At 54.2% G+C, this 18,484-nt stretch carries 26 protein-coding genes, 1 other RNA gene and 1 pseudogene; 15 read left to right on the forward strand and 13 right to left on the reverse strand.

Annotated elements, in window-relative coordinates; translation table 11 throughout:
• Window positions 1–14: 14 nt before the first annotated feature.
• The 6 genes from Q0O07_RS07760 to Q0O07_RS07785 all read left to right on the forward strand — a co-directional run bounded on the left by Q0O07_RS07760 (window position 15) and on the right by Q0O07_RS07785 (window position 4,334).
• Window positions 15–707 (forward strand): N-acetylmuramoyl-L-alanine amidase, encoded by a 693-nt coding sequence (locus Q0O07_RS07760; protein WP_295492253.1) that lies wholly within the window; start codon window positions 15–17, stop codon window positions 705–707.
• A 6-nt stretch (window positions 708–713) separates the two neighbouring features.
• Window positions 714–1,093, forward strand: an RNA gene (rnpB, locus tag Q0O07_RS07765) — RNase P RNA component class A.
• Window positions 1,094–1,198: 105 nt separating this feature from the next.
• Window positions 1,199–1,813, forward strand: a complete 615-nt coding sequence (locus Q0O07_RS07770) for a Yip1 family protein (RefSeq protein WP_295492255.1) — start codon at window positions 1,199–1,201, stop codon at window positions 1,811–1,813.
• Between the two features lie 51 nt (window positions 1,814–1,864).
• Window positions 1,865–2,398, forward strand: coding sequence for a J domain-containing protein (locus tag Q0O07_RS07775; RefSeq protein ID WP_125230064.1), 534 nt, complete (start codon window positions 1,865–1,867; stop codon window positions 2,396–2,398).
• 39 nt (window positions 2,399–2,437) lie between these two features.
• Window positions 2,438–2,830, forward strand: coding sequence for a hypothetical protein (locus tag Q0O07_RS07780; protein ID WP_295492258.1), 393 nt, complete (start codon window positions 2,438–2,440; stop codon window positions 2,828–2,830).
• 163 nt (window positions 2,831–2,993) lie between these two features.
• A complete protein-coding gene (locus Q0O07_RS07785) occupies window positions 2,994–4,334 on the forward strand; it encodes a PepSY domain-containing protein (RefSeq protein WP_295492260.1) in 1,341 nt (446 codons plus the stop codon).
• Here the strand turns inward: Q0O07_RS07785 and Q0O07_RS07790 are convergent.
• From Q0O07_RS07790 to Q0O07_RS07825, 8 genes are all read right to left on the reverse strand, one after another.
• Window positions 4,322–4,726 (reverse strand): SufE family protein, encoded by a 405-nt coding sequence (locus Q0O07_RS07790; protein ID WP_295492262.1) that lies wholly within the window; start codon window positions 4,724–4,726, stop codon window positions 4,322–4,324. The genes Q0O07_RS07785 and Q0O07_RS07790 overlap by 13 nt on opposite strands.
• Window positions 4,727–4,750: 24 nt before the next feature.
• Entirely contained in the window at window positions 4,751–4,993 is a 243-nt protein-coding gene (locus tag Q0O07_RS07795; RefSeq protein WP_295492264.1) for a hypothetical protein, read from the reverse strand.
• 27 nt (window positions 4,994–5,020) lie between these two features.
• Window positions 5,021–5,293: a hypothetical protein gene (locus Q0O07_RS07800; protein ID WP_295492266.1), complete on the reverse strand. Its 273-nt coding sequence runs from the start codon at window positions 5,291–5,293 to the stop codon at window positions 5,021–5,023.
• 53 nt (window positions 5,294–5,346) lie between these two features.
• Window positions 5,347–5,658 (reverse strand): hypothetical protein, encoded by a 312-nt coding sequence (locus tag Q0O07_RS07805; RefSeq protein ID WP_295492268.1) that lies wholly within the window; start codon window positions 5,656–5,658, stop codon window positions 5,347–5,349.
• 24 nt (window positions 5,659–5,682) lie between these two features.
• Window positions 5,683–6,066: an envelope stress response membrane protein PspC gene (pspC, locus tag Q0O07_RS07810; protein WP_295492270.1), complete on the reverse strand. Its 384-nt coding sequence runs from the start codon at window positions 6,064–6,066 to the stop codon at window positions 5,683–5,685.
• 1 nt (window position 6,067) lies between these two features.
• Window positions 6,068–6,355 carry an envelope stress response membrane protein PspB gene (gene pspB, locus Q0O07_RS07815; RefSeq protein WP_295492272.1) on the reverse strand — a complete coding sequence of 96 codons (288 nt, stop codon included), beginning with the start codon at window positions 6,353–6,355 and terminating at the stop codon, window positions 6,068–6,070.
• Between the two features lie 3 nt (window positions 6,356–6,358).
• A complete protein-coding gene (gene pspA / locus Q0O07_RS07820; RefSeq protein ID WP_295492274.1) occupies window positions 6,359–7,042 on the reverse strand; it encodes a phage shock protein PspA in 684 nt (227 codons plus the stop codon).
• Between the two features lie 106 nt (window positions 7,043–7,148).
• On the reverse strand, window positions 7,149–7,337 hold the full coding sequence (locus Q0O07_RS07825) for a hypothetical protein (RefSeq protein WP_295492275.1): 189 nt from the start codon (window positions 7,335–7,337) through the stop codon (window positions 7,149–7,151).
• A 167-nt stretch (window positions 7,338–7,504) separates the two neighbouring features.
• Between Q0O07_RS07825 and pspF the strand changes: the two genes are divergently transcribed.
• The gene (gene pspF, locus Q0O07_RS07830) at window positions 7,505–8,542 is read left to right on the forward strand and encodes a phage shock protein operon transcriptional activator (protein ID WP_295492276.1); all 1,038 of its coding nucleotides are present in this window, start codon (window positions 7,505–7,507) and stop codon (window positions 8,540–8,542) included.
• 50 nt (window positions 8,543–8,592) lie between these two features.
• On the opposite strand, the gene Q0O07_RS07835 is transcribed toward pspF, so the two are convergent.
• Complete coding sequence (locus tag Q0O07_RS07835; protein WP_295492277.1) at window positions 8,593–9,156, reverse strand: urate hydroxylase PuuD; 564 nt, start codon at window positions 9,154–9,156, stop codon at window positions 8,593–8,595.
• Window positions 9,157–9,321: 165 nt separating this feature from the next.
• Here Q0O07_RS07835 and Q0O07_RS07840 point away from each other — a divergent pair, with 165 nt between their 5' ends.
• Window positions 9,322–9,942, forward strand: a complete 621-nt coding sequence (locus Q0O07_RS07840) for a superoxide dismutase (protein WP_295492278.1) — start codon at window positions 9,322–9,324, stop codon at window positions 9,940–9,942.
• Between the two features lie 3 nt (window positions 9,943–9,945).
• On the opposite strand, the gene Q0O07_RS07845 is transcribed toward Q0O07_RS07840, so the two are convergent.
• The 4 genes from Q0O07_RS07845 to dapF are packed head-to-tail and all read right to left on the reverse strand — an operon-like array spanning window position 9,946 to window position 13,566.
• On the reverse strand, window positions 9,946–10,575 hold the full coding sequence (locus tag Q0O07_RS07845) for an inner membrane-spanning protein YciB (protein WP_295492279.1): 630 nt from the start codon (window positions 10,573–10,575) through the stop codon (window positions 9,946–9,948).
• Entirely contained in the window at window positions 10,572–11,501 is a 930-nt protein-coding gene (gene ftsY / locus Q0O07_RS07850; RefSeq protein ID WP_295492280.1) for a signal recognition particle-docking protein FtsY, read from the reverse strand. Before ftsY ends, Q0O07_RS07845 begins: the two co-directional genes overlap by 4 nt.
• Complete coding sequence (gene mtaB / locus Q0O07_RS07855; RefSeq protein WP_295492289.1) at window positions 11,498–12,751, reverse strand: tRNA (N(6)-L-threonylcarbamoyladenosine(37)-C(2))-methylthiotransferase MtaB; 1,254 nt, start codon at window positions 12,749–12,751, stop codon at window positions 11,498–11,500. Before mtaB ends, ftsY begins: the two co-directional genes overlap by 4 nt.
• A gap of 8 nt (window positions 12,752–12,759) precedes the next feature.
• Window positions 12,760–13,566, reverse strand: coding sequence for a diaminopimelate epimerase (dapF, locus tag Q0O07_RS07860; protein ID WP_295492281.1), 807 nt, complete (start codon window positions 13,564–13,566; stop codon window positions 12,760–12,762).
• A 243-nt stretch (window positions 13,567–13,809) separates the two neighbouring features.
• On the opposite strand from dapF, the gene ffh reads away from it, so the two are divergent.
• From ffh to trmD, 7 genes and pseudogenes are all read left to right on the forward strand, one after another.
• Window positions 13,810–15,297 (forward strand): signal recognition particle protein, encoded by a 1,488-nt coding sequence (gene ffh / locus Q0O07_RS07865; protein WP_295492282.1) that lies wholly within the window; start codon window positions 13,810–13,812, stop codon window positions 15,295–15,297.
• Window positions 15,298–15,342: 45 nt separating this feature from the next.
• Window positions 15,343–15,813, forward strand: a pseudogene (rpsP, locus tag Q0O07_RS07870) (30S ribosomal protein S16); the annotation flags it as partial.
• Between the two features lie 182 nt (window positions 15,814–15,995).
• On the forward strand, window positions 15,996–16,502 hold the full coding sequence (gene rimM, locus Q0O07_RS07875) for a ribosome maturation factor RimM (RefSeq protein WP_295492283.1): 507 nt from the start codon (window positions 15,996–15,998) through the stop codon (window positions 16,500–16,502).
• Between the two features lie 30 nt (window positions 16,503–16,532).
• Window positions 16,533–16,802 carry an AbrB family transcriptional regulator gene (locus Q0O07_RS07880; RefSeq protein WP_295492284.1) on the forward strand — a complete coding sequence of 90 codons (270 nt, stop codon included), beginning with the start codon at window positions 16,533–16,535 and terminating at the stop codon, window positions 16,800–16,802.
• Complete coding sequence (locus Q0O07_RS07885; RefSeq protein WP_295492285.1) at window positions 16,803–17,192, forward strand: type II toxin-antitoxin system VapC family toxin; 390 nt, start codon at window positions 16,803–16,805, stop codon at window positions 17,190–17,192.
• 13 nt (window positions 17,193–17,205) lie between these two features.
• Window positions 17,206–17,688, forward strand: coding sequence for a hypothetical protein (locus tag Q0O07_RS07890; protein WP_295492286.1), 483 nt, complete (start codon window positions 17,206–17,208; stop codon window positions 17,686–17,688).
• The gene (trmD, locus tag Q0O07_RS07895; protein ID WP_295492287.1) at window positions 17,685–18,425 is read left to right on the forward strand and encodes a tRNA (guanosine(37)-N1)-methyltransferase TrmD; all 741 of its coding nucleotides are present in this window, start codon (window positions 17,685–17,687) and stop codon (window positions 18,423–18,425) included. Before Q0O07_RS07890 ends, trmD begins: the two co-directional genes overlap by 4 nt.
• Window positions 18,426–18,484: the final 59 nt, after the last annotated feature.

Raw genomic sequence — 18,484 nt, forward strand, 5'->3', positions numbered from 1 at the left:
CCTATGGTCTCGTCATGACTATGATCTGGAACCCATCACCCAATTTCGGCGAGCGTAGCCTGCCCATCAGCATGATCGTTCTGCACTATACCGGCATGCAGTCCGGCGCGGCTGCCATTAACTGGCTGGCGAACCCGGCGTCCAAGGTTTCGGCGCATTATGTGGTCGATGAAGATGGACAGTTGGTGTATATGGTGCGCGAAGAACAACGCGCCCAACATGCCGGACTTTCTTATTGGCGCGGCGTAACCGATTGCAACAGCGCCAGCATTGGCATTGAGATTGCCAATCCCGGTCACGAATTTGGCTATCGCCCGTTTCCTGAAGCGCAAATGGACACAGTCACCCAATTGGTTGCGGCCTTAGTTCGGACCTATGGTATTGAACCGCGCAACGTTGTGGGACACAGCGATGTTGCCCCGGCCCGCAAGGAAGATCCGGGCGAGTTGTTTGATTGGGAGCGGCTTGCCAAGCTTGGGCTTGCCATAAAACGGCCACGTGCAAATCTGGTTGATCCCGGTTGGTCCGACGGCGCATTTCTTTTGGCGTTGGAGCGTTATGGCTATGGCATAGCCGATGGCCGAGCGGCCACAGTTGCATTTCAGCGACGATTTCGCCCCGAAAACATTGGCGGCGTAATCGACGGGGAATGTCGCGCGATCTTGTTCAGCTTGCTCTTGGCGGTTGAGGGCAGTTCTGTTATCTGACACTCGCCAGAGGGTTGGGCGACCGCCGCTTAGTGGGTAACTGCTAAGGGGAGGAAAGTCCGGGCTCCAGCGAGGAACGGTGCCGGATAACGTCCGGCGAAAGCAATTTTAGGGAAAGTGCCACAGAAAATAGTCCACCGCATTTCGATGCGGCTAGGTCGAAACGGTGCGGTAAGAGCGCACCGCGTTTCTGGTAACAGAAATGGCAGGGCAAACCCCACCGGGAGCAAAACCGAATAGGGGCGGCATATGGCATCCTCCTGCCAGTCGCCCGGGTTGGTTGCATGAGTGCCGCAGCAATGCGTCGCCTAGATGAATGGTCGCACATCCGCCGAAGCTTTAGCGAAGGTGGAGGACAGAACCCGGCTTACAGACCCTCTGGCTTTTTACTCCATGCGCGTATGTTCGCGAGTTGACGCGAACGTCAATATTTACATATTGCTATCAATATGTTCTGCTCCATTCCAAGCTAATTCTGGAGGGCTAAGTCTATGTCGATTGTGCAACGCGTCAAGAATATCATTATCAAACCAGCGGATGAATGGAATGTCATTGCATCTGAACCCGCTACTATTGGTGGGCTGTTTACGGGTTATGCAGCGCCTTTGGCGTTGATACCCGCGCTGATTGGGATCGCCGCAGGTTTATTGTTGAATTCGCTGCTGTCTGAATATGGGGCAGGCGGGACTGCCGAGCTTACTGCAAGCGGTTTAGTTACGCAGATGGTCATGGGTTATGTGTTGGGATTGGTGTTGCTGATGGCAATGGCCTATTTGGTGAAGGCCATTTCGCCAAGTTTCAATGGCGGTAATGAGCTTATCCAAGCAACCAAACTAATCGTTTATGCTGGCACGCCTGCATGGGTCTTTGCGATATTTTTGATAATCCCAATTTTGGGTTTTATAGTCTATCTCGGCGGTCTAGCTTACTCTGTGTACTTGATCTATTTGGGTTTGCATCCCGTTTTGAGGGTTCCGAAAGAAAAAGTAGCCGGGATGACCGTAGTAGTCATTTTGGCGTATCTCGTTGGGTCGTTTATCGTTTACATAGTCCAACAATCTTTCACTGGCCTCGGTGGAGCGACCAGCACGCTGTCCGGCGCATAAATTGCGTTTACGCCCCTAGCAAAATGCGCATGCCGCCGCTAAGTCGGCGGCATGGTGCGATCTACGCGACGAAATGACTGGGGTTTTCCCCGCTGGCGAGGCTATGGCAGTAGCAGCGAGGCACAGCAGGTGCGCCTATGTGACCGTTATGGCTGCAATAAGGCTGGAAACTGCCCCGCGCCAAAATCCCCTAACAATCCCGAACGCTGGATGTTCTGTGAAGAGCATGCGGGCGAGTATAATCGCGGTTATGACTATTTTGAGGGACTGACCAAGGAAGAGGCTGACGAGCGCGAGGCCAATGAGCGCCGGGATTCTTCGGGCTATAAGGAATCCGCGCATTATGGCTGGGCAGGGTCCGGCGACGGCAGCCGAAGCCGTGATGAAATGCACGCGCTGGATATTTTAGGTCTGGAAAGCGATTCCACTTTTGAGGATGCGAAAAAGGCGTGGCGCAAAATTGCCAAGGAAACGCATCCTGATGTGAACCCCGGCAATGCCGATGCGGCCAAGGCGTTTCAGGCAGGGCAGGCGGCGTATGACGTCCTGCGCGTCGCGGAAGAACGCCGTGAGTGGAAGGGCTAGCACTTTGCGTGGCCGAAATCGCAAGCGCATAGCGCCTGAGTGATTCGGACATTGTCGCCTATCCGCAGTCTTGCCGCCGCATTCATAGTGCTGGCGCTGGCCATGCGTGTCATTATTCCTGCCGGTTTTATGCCATCTGCCGAGCGCAGCTTTGCGCTGACCATCTGTGCAGGGATGGATACCCAAACCGTCTGGATGGATAAATCGGGCAAGCTGCACCAGGAAGATCCTTCAAAAGATAAATCGGTTGAACATCAACCTTGTGCTTTTGCAGGCGCCACACTTGCGGCGGACTTTCCGCCAGCTGCTTTACAAATGGCCATGGGCCCAGTTGCTCTACCGATACCCGTTTTCGCCAAACCCGAAGTGGCAGTTGGCGCCGGCCTTGCCGCGCCGCCACCCCCCGCCATTGGGCCACCGTCTTACATCTAAACCATAAGGCTGCTTCGCGGTCCATTTCCCGTTTAGATTTAGGAAAATGACATGAAATTTTCATCGTTTTTGCGCGCCACTGCGGCGTGCTTATCAGTCATAATCGCGCTTACGCATCCAGCCAAAATGGGCGGCCTCAAAATCGCATTTGGGAGTTTATAGAATGGAAAATACATCATTCTACCGTACAATTTGGCGCTGGCATTTTTATGCCTCTTTGTTCGTCATGCCGCTGGTTCTTGTGCTGGCGACAACAGGCGCAATCTATGTGTTCAAGCCGCAATTGGATCGTTGGGAGGAGCGCGCTTTTAGCAATCTTTCCACCCAACAAGCCGTGTCCCCCAATGCACAACTTGCGGTGGTCATGGACGCGCATCCCGGCGCGCAGTTTCACAGCTACCGATTGCCCGCGCGGGACGGGGACGCCGCAATGATCCATATCGGCCTCGCCGATGGCCGATATATGCGCGACGTTTATGTGTCGCCGCAGGGTAAAGTGTTGGGCAGCATCGATCCTGAAAGCCGAATTTCCGCAACGGTGTCCCGCATTCACGGTTCGCTTTTGATCGGCAAAATGGGGGATTGGATTGTGGAACTGGCCGCCTGTTGGGCCATAGTGATGATCCTGACCGGTCTGTATATGTGTTGGCCCCGCGGGCAGGGGCTTAGGGGCGTCGTCTGGCCCAGATTAGCTAAGGGCAATCAGGTATTCTTGCGCGACTTACATGCGGTGACTGGTTTCTGGGTTTCAGGGCTGGCACTTATTTTGCTGACTACAGGGCTGCCATGGGCGAGTGTCTGGGGCGATGCCTTTCGACTAGTAAGGGCTGAGCTAGGCCTTGTCCAAGGCGCGCAGGACTGGAAAACAAGTAGCCATGGGCCACATGCCGAGCATGATCATGATGCCATGATGAAAATGCAGGCCGCCGGCATACCGCTTATTGGCCTCGCCGATATGGTGGCCAAAGCACAATTGGAAAAGCTGCCGCATCCGGTGTTGGTGAAACCGCCGGGGGAGCCGGAGCGTTTTGGCCCTCCCACGCCAATGGCTTGGACTATTAAGTCGGAGGCGCAAAACCGGCCCCTAAACCGCAGCATCAGCTTTGACGTTGCGACGGGCAAGGAGCTGTCTCGAACAGGCTTTGCGGATAAGCATGTCGTTGACCGCGCCGTGAATTATGGAATTGCATGGCACGAGGGGCAGCTTTTTGGCTGGATCAATCAGCTTGTTGCTGTTCTCACCGCGTTGGGCCTGATCACTTTGGTTCTATCGGGCTTTATGATGTGGCGGCGGCGTAAGCCCGTCGACGCGCTTGGGGCGCCTATTGCCCCTGCAGTGCCGCAGAAAATACGCGGGGTGGTCGTGATCATCGGTGTGCTGGCCATATTGTTGCCATTACTTGCCGTTTCATTGCTGGTCCTATGGCTGTTTGACCGGTTGCTGTTGCCCCGCCTTCCGGCCTTTGCGATTTGGCTGGGGATCAGGCCAGTTCAGGTGACATAACGCGCGGCTGTTTCGCGGATAAGCGATATCATATTAGGAATGCCCTGTGTTCGGTTTGAGCTGAGTTGGTTCTTCAGGTCAAATGGGGCGAGGGCATTCTCTATATCTGTTCCCAAAATTTCAGCGGCGTTTTTGCCGTCTACCGTTTTGAGCACAAGCGCGATGATGCCCTTGGTGATCGCGGCATTGCTGTCCGCCATAAACGAAAGCTGAACATTGTCGGTGACGGGATACACCCAGACACTTGCCGAACAACCCCTGACCAATGTTGCATCGGTTTTCAGGGCATCTGGCATAGGCGCCAGCTCGCGGCCCAAATCGATCAACAAACGATAACGGTCGTCGGCTTCGAGAAATTCATATTCTTCTTGAATGTCGGTGAGTGAGGTCATGGTCCCCGCATATGGCTGCGGGGGTCAGATATCAATCCCTGCCGCGATAGCCTCAAGCTTTTTGACGCGTTCTTTTAAGTCAGCGACTTCGATACGCGACGTTGCTGATGGCAAGGGCGCGTCGTTGCTGCGGCGGGCAATGTCCAACTCGGCATGCTTTAGCGCAATCCAGTCGCGCCATCCGCGCAACCCTAGCGAGGAGACAATCCCTATGGACAGCAGCGCAAAAGCGCCGATGATGATGTAGACATTGGGATCCTGTTCCATGGTTCCATCCTTTCAATCCGCGCGCCGTTACCGGTTGCGCAGTTCCTCTATCTGGCGGTTAAGATCATTGGCGCTTTCATTCTCGGTCGCGATGCGCTCCAGAACCTGAATACGTTCTCTCAGTGATTTGATCTCGTCTTGCATCTGCTGCGTTTCCGCGCTGTTCAACAGGCGATGGGTTTTTGTGCCCATAAAGTCCTGATCCTCAACTATGCCATGCTTGGCTTTTTGCTTCGTCTGGATAATCTTGCCGACAGTGACGATCAGGATAATCGCAACGACCATTTCAAACGGGCCCATAAAGTCCTCCTCTGTTTGCGTAGCTTTATCTATGCAGCTTTGCTCGAAAACGTTTAACTGCTTGGTCCACGAAGAGCTTCGATTTCTTCGGACAATCGACCGGCCTTATCCGTGACAATCCGTTCGAGCACGGCCACGCGTTCTTCCAAATGCCCGATCTTGCCATTCAGCGTTTCATTCTCGTTGCTCAAAAGCATGATCTTGCGTTCGGCTTCGGGATAGTCGCCATCGGTCAGCGCTGACTTACCGCCCCATTCATCTTCCAAGGGATAGCCATGCTTGGCACGGATCCAGTTGTTGACCAGCCAACCGACTGTAAAAAGAGCAACCATTGCGATGACGAAACTGGGCCCACCAAAGTTCATTATAAATCCCTTCTTAGCCCTTGGTTAACGTAGGCTTTCGATTTCGTCGGCCAGCTGCTTATTGTTGCTGACATAATAAGTTTCCATGTCGGCCAAGCGATGGTCGATTTCCCGAAAGCGTGAACGAATGTCGCGGGTGGTGCGGGCAGGTGATTGGCGAACGCCTTGCCAGAATTTTTGATCTTCGCGGTCGTCGGTATACAGATGCAGTGGTTTCTGATTGGCCATCCAGGCGGTGATCACATAAGCGATCAGCGTCCAAGGGAAGCCGCCCATGAGCGTGAGCATGACTGTGCCCAGACGAACCCAGAGAACGTCAACGCCAGTGTAGTCGGCAATTCCGGCGCAGACGCCCTTCCATTTAGCATTTTGCTTATCGAGATAGAATTTGGTGTGTTTCCCTGACATTTCAGCGGTTCCTTTCTAGCCTACGTATTTTTTCTGGGTCAAAATCTGGCGCATCGAGTTCCATACGGCGTGGTTTCCAATCAGGATTTTCCTGCGCGACCAAGCGCTCCACCGTATCGAGGCGATCCTCCAACCGGCGCGCCAGTTCATGCATATCGCCGAGCATCCGTTCATCATCATTGGTTAGCGTTGCAGCGGTTTTCCAGCGCGTGACATAATGGAGTACGAGCCATGGGAGTGCGACAAATAGCATTCCGACGACCATGACGGGGACAAGTATGTCTTCCATGGCTTAGCCTTCCTTTTTGTGGTCGGCCTTCATGGCCTTTTTCATTGCTTCCAACTCGGCATCGACGACATCAAAGCTCTCAAGCGCTGCGATTTCGTCGCCCAAAGTGCGCGGCGCATCTGAACCGATGGCGAGCGAGTCCGCATATCCCTGCGCTTCATCGACGCGGCGTTCAAGCACGTCGAAGCGGGAAAATGCCTCGCGGACCTTGTCGCCATTGTACATCGTGCGCAGCTTGACTTGATTTTCCGCGCTTTCCAAGCGTGTCATCAATGCGTTCTGGCGGCTGCGGGCGTCGGCAAGCTTCTTTTGCAGCTTGTGAATATCCTGTTCGGACGCCTTAAGCGCATCGTTCAGAACATCGACCTCCGCGGTTAATTGCTCTTTCATATCCGTCGCCTTGCGCTTTTCCAATAAGGCCGCTTTCGCAAGGTCCTCACGCTCCTTTGACAGCGCTAGATGGGCTTTGTCGGTCCAGTCGGTTTCAAGCGTGTTCAACTTGTCGATATGGCGGCGCAATTCTTTTTGGTCGGCGATGGTGCGCGCGGCAGAGGCCCGGACTTCGACAAGCGTTTCTTCCATTTCCAATATGATCATGCGGATCATCTTGGCCGGGTCCTGTGACTTGTCGAGAAGGTCGGTCACATTGGCAGCGATGATATCGCGGGTTCGTGAAAATATGCCCATGGGGTAACTCCGATAATGTGTATTGGTGACTGCATTCAAAAGGGTGGCGACCGGGTGTCTTTGTGACGCGGGGGAGCTAGGACACTCCGGTCGCAGGCAACCGAAGTCAGGCAAGATAGCTGACGACGATTGGCCTATTCGGTTGGGTATGCGCGCTGATCTCACCGCCGTTGCGGTGGTTCAGAACTGACACCGCATAGCTCGTAAAGATCATCGCGAAGGACAAGGCGACTGCCAACCAGAGATGGCTATCTTGTCCATTTGGATGATTGCCGATTTCGATATCTTTGCGCATTGCATGTCTTTCCTATGTTGTTTGCCAATTTTACTGGCTTGCGAGATACACTGCAGGGACCGTGCCAATTGGCGTTTTTGTTGTATTTCTGCCATTTCTCAAAAATTGCGCCAGAGAGTTGATAGTAATTATTGCGACTCTATGGTGAAATATGCCAATATTTGAACATGGATCGGGACAGCGTTCAATTCATTGGTCAATCAACCGCATTTTTGGATGCTGTGGAACGTGCAAGCCGCGCTGCACCGCTCAATCGCCCTGTTTTGGTCGTAGGAGAGCGCGGGACTGGCAAGGAGTTGATTGCCGAACGTCTCCATCGCCTCAGTTCGCGCTGGGATGGGCCCTTGATCACCATAAACTGCGCCGCTTTGCCAGAGACGCTCATTGAAGCTGAATTATTTGGTCATGAGGCAGGGGCATTTACTGGCGCGACGCGGGCACGTGAAGGCCGTTTCGAAGAGGCCGACGGCGGAACGCTGTTCTTGGATGAACTTGGTACCTTAAGCATGGGTGCGCAGGAGCGGCTATTGCGGGCGGTTGAATATGGTGAGGTCACACGCATTGGTTCATCGCGGCCCATGCGCGTTGACGTGCGGATTGTCGCTGCGACCAATGAACATCTGCCGCATATGGTCGACAAGGGGCGGTTCAGGGCTGACTTGCTTGACCGGCTATGTTTTGAGGTCATCACCTTGCCGCCCTTACGTGTGCGCGAAGGCGATATCGAGGTCCTCTCCGAATATTATGGGCGCAAGATGGCGGCTGAATTGGGTTGGGAAGGCTGGCCCGGATTTGGGGAAGTTGCCACTCGCGCTTTGGAAAACCATCTCTGGCCGGGTAATGTCCGCGAACTGCGCAATGTTGTGGAGCGCGCCGTATATCGCTGGGCCGACGCGGCGCAGCCAGTCGATTATATTCAATTCGACCCGTTTGACAGCCCATGGCGCGGTGGGGTGGCGGCTTCTGCGCCGGCTCAGGTGCAAGCCGATCATCAGAACAGTGCCGCCGAGACGCGTTATTCGACGGACCTAAGCCAAGCCGAGGACGTGACCGACTATCGTGAGGCGACCGAGAAATTTGAAAAGGCCGTATTGGAGCACGCGCTGGCAAAATGTCGGTATAACCAACGCCAGACGGCTAAGGCGCTCAATCTCAGCTATGATCAATTACGTCATACGCTGAAAAAGCACGATCTGTTGGGATAAAAAAAGGGGCGGCATGTGCCACCCCTTCTTTGAAATCCGGATACTCGGATTTAGCCGCCGTTAAAGCTGACCATTGTGTACAGCATCGGGATCGACAGCAATGTGTTCAAACGCGATGTCATCATCGCAGTCGTCGCTGCCTTTGCTTTTGTCGCGTCATCGGCTTCAACGATGCCGAGCGCCTTTTTCTGGTTTGGCCAGATGATGAACCAGACGTTGAACGCCATGATAACTGCAAGCCACATGCCAACGCCAATCAGCTTGTAAGGATCTTGCAAGGTGAACGCTTCATGCGCATAGCCAGCTTGAACCGCGATGATCAAACCAAACAACACGGTAAGCGCCGCGCCCCAGCGGAAGAAGAACAACGCCGACGGGGCAATGTGCTTCGAAATGCCAGGCTTAAGTTCAGCAGGGACTTTCGGCATCGTTGGGATTTGCACGAAGTTGAAATAATATAATAATCCGATCCAGACTATCCCAAAAAATGTATGGAGCCAACGTGTGATCGATTGCGCCGTGACGCCGTCGCCGTCCAAGCCAAACATTACTGCAAATGACAGCACGAGACCGGCGACCAGCACCAGATGAAGATTTCCAAAAAATTTTGCCATGTTTTCTCCCCTAGGCATTCAGGCGGTATTGCCCCTGATGCGATGATGCCTATCTGTATGGGTGAGGCTTGTCACATATTTTCTGCGTTAGAAGTGCGTGACCGACGGAACGGGGATTGCCCCGATGCGTTTGCTTCCGAACCATCCGATACAGAAAGATACGCAATGTCCTTCATTCTCCCCGACCTGCCGTACGACAAATCCGCCTTTGGTGATCTCATTTCTGCCGAAACCTTTGATTATCACCATGGCAAGCATCACAAGGCTTATGTCGATAAAACCAACATGTTGATTGCGGATGATGCCGCCTTGTTGGGTGCCTCGTTGATTGAAGTTATCGCCGCCGCCAAAAACCAAGATAACAAGGGGGTGTTCAATAACGCCGCGCAAATCTGGAACCATAGTTTCTACTGGAAATGCCTTACGCCAGAGCAGCAGGCACCGACGGGCAAGCTGAAAACGATGATTGATGAGAGCTTTGGTAGTCATGAAGGTATGTTGGCGAAGCTGAAAGAAGAAGCTGTTGGCCATTTTGCCAGTGGTTGGGCGTGGTTAGTCTTGGATGGCGCTACACTAAAAATCACGTCGCTGCATGACGCCGATACGCCCGTTGCGCATGATATGAAGCCATTACTAACGATCGATCTATGGGAACATGCTTATTATATCGATTATCGCAACGCCCGCCCAAACTATGTCGATGCGTTGTTGAACAAGGCAGTCAACTGGGAATTTGTCGCCGAAAATCTCGATGGCAACGGAGCATCACGCGCCGACCAAAACTAACGTTTATCCCTGCGGCGGAAGCTCGGCATCATCGCCGAGCTTCAAGCCGTGGCGCATCAGCATAGGGATGTTGGCCAAGGCGAAAAGGAAGGTGAGAGCGGTTACACCCCACACTTTGATCGAAAGCCACGTGTCGAACGAAAACCATTCGGGCTGGCGGAAAACTTCGTTTAATCCCGCGAGTGCGAAGAAAAACAGACCCCAACTTAACGACAGCTTCAACCAGCCAGATTCGCTCAGACCCTGATAGGCTGCCTCCAGAACATATTTCAGCATTGCTTTGCCGCGCAGCCAGCCACCAATTAGCAAGGCCGCAAAAAACACATAGATGATGGTCGGCTTGATCTGGATAAAGCGTTCGTCATGAAACCAGATTGTTAACGCGCCGAAGAATACGCCTAAGGCCGCCGTGAGCTTCAACATTGGCGAAATCTTGCCCAGCTTGAACTTTGACACAATCACCGCGACGATGATCGCCGCCATGAACGCCATTGTGCCGACAATTGCGCCCTGTTTTGGGTCGGTGTTGGAACTGCCTAATTTTGACGCGATAAAAAACAAAAACAATGGTCCGAAATCGAGGACGAAGTTCAGCCTGCCCGATGGCTTTTGCGTTGCAGTGGCCGCGCTCACAACGAACCGCCACTAATCGCGCGGGCAACATCTTGCGGGTTGAATGGCCGCAAATCTTCAATGGATTCACCGACTCCAATGGCGTGGATGGGCAGTCCGAATTGCTTCGCCGCCGCGACCAATATGCCGCCGCGCGCGCTGCCGTCCAATTTTGTCATCACGAGCCCTGTCACGTCAGCAACTTCTTTAAAGGTTTCAATCTGTGACAACGCATTTTGTCCTGTTGTGGCGTCAAGCACGAGCACAACATTATGCGGTGCGGCCGGGTTCAGGCGGCCCAAGACACGGCGGATTTTGGCGAGTTCATCCATCAACTCGCGTTTATTCTGTAAACGGCCCGCCGTATCGACGATCAGGACATCAATCCCTTGGGCTGTTGCCTTTTTGACGGCGTCAAATACGACGCCCGCCGCGTCGCCGCCTTCGGGGCCTGTGACAATGGGTACGCCAATGCGCTCTGCCCAAATCTTCAATTGGCCAATGGCGGCTGCGCGGAATGTATCGCCCGCCGCCAGCATGACGCCATAATCCTGTTCCAGAAATAGATTGGCGAGCTTTGCGATTGTGGTCGTCTTGCCTGAACCATTGACGCCAATGACCAAAATCACCTGAGGGCGCGGGAAAGCATCAATTTCCAGCGGAGACGCGACTGGCGCAAGGACCGAGGCAATTTCATCCTCGACGATCTGCCTTATGCCATCGGCATCAATACCCTTGTCAAAGCGGCCAGCGGCAATCTTGTCGCGGATTTGCGATGCCATGGCTGGACCAAGATCAGAGGCAATCAGCGCATCCTCAATTTCGTCAAGGTCGCTTGCGTCAAGCTTTGCCTTGGTCACAAGTCCAGCAATATTCTCCGTCAGCTTACCTGACGTTTTTTTAAGGCCGCCGAACAAACGGTCCGTCCATCCAGCATTCTCGCTCATTCGATAACCTCTGCCTGTAAAACTTTGTCTTGGATATGCGTAACGCGGACCGATACGATATGGCCTTCCGGCATCATTTTATTCAGCTTCAGATACGCGAAATTTTCCGCATGACCAGCCAAGCCGCCGCTTTCGACGGCCACATTTTGGGTGCTGCCAATAAGCGCCTTTATCCAAGCGGCCTTTTCGGTCGCCACCGCATCGCGCAATGTCTTGGCGCGGGCCTTGATAATCTGTGGTGGCAATTGTGGCATGCGCGCCGCTGGCGTGCCCTTTTTGGGTGAGTACGGAAAAATATGCCCATGGACGACATTACATTGGCGCATGAGGTCGACACTGTTGGCAAACATGGCGTCATCCTCGGTCGGGAAACCGGCGATTATGTCAGCGCCAATGGCAATGTCGGGCCTTTTTGCTTTCAATCGCGCGACAAGGTCAATCGCCAGTTCACGGCTGTGGCGTCGTTTCATGCGCTTCAGGATCATATTATCACCTGCCTGCAAGGACAGATGGACATGCGGCATGATACGCGCTTCACCGGTCAGCAGGTCAAACAGCCGCGCGTCAATTTCTACGCCGTCGATGGACGAAAGACGAAGGCGTGGAAGGTTTGGCACAAGCTTTAAGATACGCTCAACGAGCGAGCCGAGATTTGGCTGCCCGGGCAGGTCATGGCCATAGCTGGTCACATCGACACCTGTCAGTACCACTTCTTGAAAACCAGTGTCCACCAGCTTTTGAATATGTTCGATTACGCTACCCGCTGGAACAGAGCGGCTGTTGCCGCGGCCATAAGGTATTATGCAAAAGGTGCAGCGATGGTCGCAGCCATTTTGCACCTCAACAAAGGCGCGCGTCTTGCCCGCGTATGCGGTGACCAAATGCGGCGCGGTTTGCGCGATTGTCATAATGTCCGACACGACAATTGGTCGATCGGGGCGATTGATTATCTCGCGCAGCAACGCAGCATTTTGCTTTTCATGATTGCCAAACACGCCGGCGACTTCGGGCATGTTTTGAAAGGTTTCAGGCTCCACTTGTGCGGCGCAGCCTGTCACCCAAACGCGGGCCTCGGGGCGACGCTTATAGGCCTGACGAATAGCTTGGCGTGTTTGGCGCACGGATTCATTGGTTACGGCACAACTGTTAATAATGACAATGTCGTCATGCCCGGCAAGTTGCTCGGCCAAGGCATTGCTCTCGGCCAAGTTAAGGCGGCAGCCCATGCTGATAACTTCAGGTTTCTGCAGCGGGACGTTCATCCAAAATCATCCCAGTCGGCTTGCCCGGTAAAGACATAGGTCGCACTTCCCGACATGATGACGGGTTGCCCCGGTGCCCATGCGATGGTCAAACTGCCACCGGTTTGGTGCACAACAACCGGTGACTGAACATTGCCTTGCCTGATCGCGGCAACAGCCGTGGCGCAGGCCCCTGTGCCGCATGCGCCCGTAAGGCCAGCGCCGCGTTCCCATACATTCAGGCGGATTTCATTGCCGTCGATGGACGCGACATTGACATTTACGCGTTCTGGAAAAGCGGCATCATGCTCAATGATTGGGCCAAGCTGCGCGAGATTAACCGCATCGGCGTCGCTTACAAAGAACACGGCATGTGGGTTGCCCATGTTGACCGCCATGGGGCTTGCTAGTTCTTCCCACGCAAGGGGCAGGGAACCGCTGTCCATGGCAAAAGCGAGGGGTATGTCTTGCCAGTCAAACTTGGCTTCACCCATGGCAACGGTCACGTCGTTGCCGGACAATCGTCCGGAAATAATCCCGCCTTTTGTTTCGATTTGCAGGTCTTGTTTCAACAAAGCAACGACGCAGCGCGAGGCATTGCCACATGCTTCGACTTCGCTGCCATCCGCGTTAAAAATACGCATGGCGACATCGGCAACATTGGAGGATAGCAAAAGGATTAGCTGGTCGCAGCCAATACCGTGCTTCCGGTCGGCAATCGCCTGCGCGCGGGCAGGGGGCATTTCCATCGGACATGCGCGCGCATCGATAATGACAAAGTCATTACCCAGTCCATGCATCTTGTGAAAAACGCTTTTTGCCATCCGTGGCGATTTAGGGCCTGCAGGCCGGAGTGTCCACCGCTCATGCTAACCGTCATCGGGTCCCCCGCCACACGGAATGATTTGCATTCGGATGACTAGGTTGGTAAACAACACAGTAAGGCAGGAATTCTGCCATTCAATTTTTGTTGGAAATACTTAGTTTCCAAGCTGGTCGGCGAAGATTCGCTCACCGGCTTTTTGTTCGTTTATGCCCCATATGGGGTGATTTGGTAAGGAATGTCGATGTTTGACAAGCTGAGCGACCGGTTAGGAGGGGTGTTTGATCGCCTGCGCGGTCGCGGTGCGTTGAACGAAGCCGATGTGCGTGAGGCGATGCGCGAAGTGCGCGTTGCCTTGCTTGAGGCTGACGTTGCGTTGCCTGTCGTTCGTACATTCATCGACAAGGTGACCGAGCAAGCCGTCGGCGCGCAAGTGTTGAAGTCAGTCACACCTGGCCAGCAAGTCGTCAAAATCGTTAACGATGCGCTGGTCGAGATGCTCGGCGCGGAACAAAGCGACCTGAACCTTGCCGTTGCGCCGCCTGCCATCATTATGATGGTTGGTTTGCAGGGGTCGGGTAAGACTACGACGACCGCGAAAATTTCGAAGATGCTTAAGGCCAAGCAGGGCAAAAAAGTCCTGATGGCATCGCTGGACGTCAATCGTCCGGCGGCGCAAGAGCAGTTGGCAACGCTTGGTACGCAGATTGAAGTTGCAACGCTTCCGATCGTGCAGGGGCAGCAGCCAGTAGATATTGCCAAGCGCGCAATGCAGGCGGCAAAGTTGCAGGGCTTTGATGTTCTGATGCTCGACACGGCGGGTCGTTTGAACGTCGATCAGCAGTTAATGGACGAAATGAGCAATGTGGCGAAGGTCGCAATGCCGCAAGAAATCCTGCTCGTTGTCGACTCTCTGACGGGTCAAGACGCCGTCAACGTTGCCAAAAGCTTTGGCGAACGCGTTGATCTAACTGGTATCGTTCTGACCCGCATGGACGGTGACGCCCGTGGTGGTGCCGCGCTGTCGATGCGCGCCATTACCGGCAAGCCCATCAAATTTGCGGGTGTTGGCGAGAAGCTTGACGCCATTGAGGCATTTAACCCAAGCCGCGTTGCAGGGCGTATATTGGGCATGGGCGATGTCGTCGGCTTGGTCGAACGTGCGTCCGAGATGGTCGAAAAAGAGGACGCGGATAAACTCGCGGCCAAAATGGCCAAGGGCCAGTTCGACATGGACGACCTGCGCACCCAATTTCGCCAGATGACCAAGATGGGTGGCCTTGGCGCCCTTGCTGGCATGATGCCGGGCATGAAAAAGGCCAAGCAGGCGATGGACGCCAGCGGCATGAACGATAAGTTACTGGTGCATATGGACGCCATCATCGGTTCGATGACACCGAAAGAACGCGCCAAGCCAGAATTGTTGAACGCCAAGCGTAAGATCCGCATTGCCAAAGGATCTGGCATGACGGTGCAAGACGTCAACAAGCTGATCAAAATGCATCAGGAAATGGCGAGCGCGATGAAGCGCATCCGCAAAATGGGCGGCCTCAAGGGCCTTGCTGCCATGTTTGGTGGCGGCAAAGGTGGTGCCGACTTGGGTGGCGCGATGGAGGGGATGCACGGCCTTCCCCCCGGCGCGATGCCACCTGGCATGGGCGGATTTCCCGGAATGAGCGTGGGTGGCGGGATGCCACCTGACCTCGCAAGACTTTTGAATAAAAAGAAATAATATATTGTTCTAATGAAAGTATTTTAAGAAAGGTGAGTTAGTTTTATGGCATTATCAATGCGTTTGTCGCGGGGCGGTTCGAAAAAGCGCCCTTATTATAAAATCGTCGTAGCCGACGCCCGCGCACCGCGCGACGGGAAGTTCATCGAGCGTATCGGTAGCTACAACCCGCAGCTTCCAAAGGACAGCGCCGAGCGCATGATCTTGGACACAGAGCGCGCGAAGCATTGGCTCGCCGCTGGTGCACAGCCATCGGACCGCGTAGCCCGCTTTTTGGACATCGCTGGCGTCAAAGAGCGTAAGGTCAAGAGCAACCCGAACAAGGGTGAGCCGGGCCAGAAAGCCAAGGATCGTGCGGAAGACAAGGCTACTAAGCTTGCAGAAGCAGAAGAAGCGGCCGCTGCAGCCGCCGCCGCTCCAGCACCTGAGCCAGAGCCTGAAGTAGTCGCCGAAGACGCGCCTGCCGCTGAAGAAGCTGCACCAGCCGAAGCTGCCGCTGAAGAAGCGCCTGCCGCCGAAGAAGCTGCGCCTGCTGAAGCTGTCGCTGAAGAAGCGCCTGCCGCTGAAGAAGCCGCACCAGCCGAAGCTGTCGCCGAAGAAGCGCCTGTCGTCGAAGAAGTGCCTGTTGCTGAATCTGCTGCTGAAGAAGCCGCACCGGCTGCTGAAGAAGCAACTGAAGAAAAGGCCGAGGGCTAACCTTGACCGACAACACCGTCACGCTTGCCGCCGTTTCTGGCGCGCACGGCGTGACGGGCGAAGTCCGTCTCAAGCTGTTTGCAGATAGTGTAGACAGCTTGAAACGATACAAGAGCTTTAATGACGGGACGCTCACGGTAAAGTCGCTCCGTCCAACCAAAGACGGCGCAATCGCGCGCTTCGCCGAAATCAACGACAGGAATGCCGCAGAAAAACTGCGCAGCACACTCCTGACTGTCCCACGGGAGGCTTTGCCGGCATTGGGTGAGGGCGAATATTATTACAGCGACCTTTTGGGTCTGCCATGCGTGTCGACCGATGGCAATGACCTTGGCATTTGTGTCGCCGTCGAAAATTTCGGCGCGAGCGATGTCCTTGAAATTCAGATGCCTTCTGCCGACGGCAAGCCCGGCAAAAAGTTCATGGTCCCGATGACTGCGGACGCTGTACCTGAATGGGGTGCCCAAGCCGACGGGCGCATCGTCATTGACGCGGCGTTCGTGATTTAGTATATACCGGCTTGATATACGGAGGCTGTAATGGCGCGACAATGGACCACTAAAGCATTCAAATCGGGCAACTCTGTCGCCCTGCGGTTGCCGAAAGGTGCTGGGTTCGTGGAAGGAGATGACGTAGTCATTCTTCCCCATAAGAGCGGGCGCATTTCGATATGGAAAGAATCCGAAGCATTGACGGTTCTGATGAGCCTATATGGCAGCATGTCGCCCGGCTTTATGAAACATGGCCGAGGAAACATTGATCAGGATGATCGCGTCTGGGATACGTCGTCCCACAAGTCGGTGGCGTGATTGTATCTTCTTGACACCAACATCTGCATCGATTTTGTGGATGGCCGCAGCGATATTGCGCGGCAACGGGTTAAAGACAACTTCAAATCAGGTTTATACGTTTCTGCCATAACCGCAGCCGAGCTTCTGGTTGGGCCGAGAGAATCGAACGACCCAGAGGGTGATCGGGAAAAAGCCGAACGGTTTTTGTCGATCGTCACCAATATGGATTTCGACCATCTCGCTGCGGAGCATTATGCGATGTTGGTACAGCGCATTGGGGTTAACAGGCGGAGCTTCGATCGTTTAATTGCGGCCCACGCGCTTGCACTGGGTGCCGTCTTGGTAACCAATAACGAAAAACATTTCGCCGACGTGCCGGGGTTGAAGGTTGAGAATTGGACGGTTTGATGGGGGCTTGGTTATGACTGAACGATTAAAGGAAAATTGGTTTTGGCCAGTGGCTCTCTCTTCGGGTGTGATTGTGTGGTTGCTCACCAACACTTTGCCGCCGCAAGACCTTGGCTATTGGGAATTAGTCGTCTTGTTTGACGTCCTGTTCACTTTGCCACTGCTCTTTGCGTTGTGCTATCGCAGGACGTTGACTTCCAAAAATCTAATCATCCGGATAATTGCACTCCAGTGTCTAGGCATATGGCTGGCGACTAAGCTGGTACCTATCGAAAGCCAGATGGTTCTGCCGCAACTCGCTTGGCTCCGTTATGCTGGGCTTGCTGTTTTGGTTTTGATTGAGGTCCGCATCATGGTGGCCTTATTCAAAATTTTGTTTAAACCCGACACTGGCTCGAAACAGCTCGAAGATGTCGGTATGCCTCCGTTTTTGGCGAAATTAGCGCTGCTTGAGGTCCGCTTTTGGCGCTGGGTTTTTAGCGTTTTCAAGCGATGAGCTTTCACGCTCAAATACTTACTCTCTACCCTGAAATGTTCCCGGGGCCGCTGGGGATATCCTTGGCTGGCCGTGCGCTGGAGGAGGGGAAATGGTCTTGTGCGCCTATACAGATCCGCGACTTTGCGACGGACAAACATCGCACCGTTGATGATACACCCGCGGGCGGCGGCGCAGGGATGGTATTGCGGGCGGATATCCTTGCCGCCGCGGTCGGCCATGCGTCTGCGGCGCAACCTGAATCCCCAATCCTCGCGATGACCCCACGCGGCACGCCAATCACGCAAGCGCGTATCCGTGCACTTTCCGCTGGACCCGGTGTAACCGTGCTATGTGGCCGGTTTGAGGGCTTTGACGAGCGCTTTTTTGATGCCCACTCTGAAATCGAGCTAGTTTCAATGGGCGACATCATCCTGTCGGGCGGCGAAATTGGGGCGTTGATGCTGTTAGACGCTTGCATTCGGCTGCTTCCCGGCGTAATGGGCGCGTCTTCCAGCGGTGACGAAGAGTCCTTTGAACAAGGATTGCTTGAATATCCGCACTACACCCGACCCAATGATTGGGAAGGGCGTATGATCCCTGAAGTGTTGCGATCGGGGGATCATGCGAAAATAGCTGCTTGGCGGAAACAACAGGCAGAGGAGATTACTCGGTTACGCAGACCGGACCTTTGGGGGCGTTACAAAGACGCCCGGGTTCAGCCTGCCTCTGACGTGCGACAAAAGAATAAGGATTAAATGGGGCATGAACCTCATCCAAACACTCGAAGCCGAAGCTATTGCAGCTTTGTCAGAAA

Origin of the sequence: Sphingorhabdus sp. EL138 (assembly GCF_945890115.1) — a bacterium.
Lineage (GTDB): Bacteria > Pseudomonadota > Alphaproteobacteria > Sphingomonadales > Sphingomonadaceae > Sphingorhabdus_B.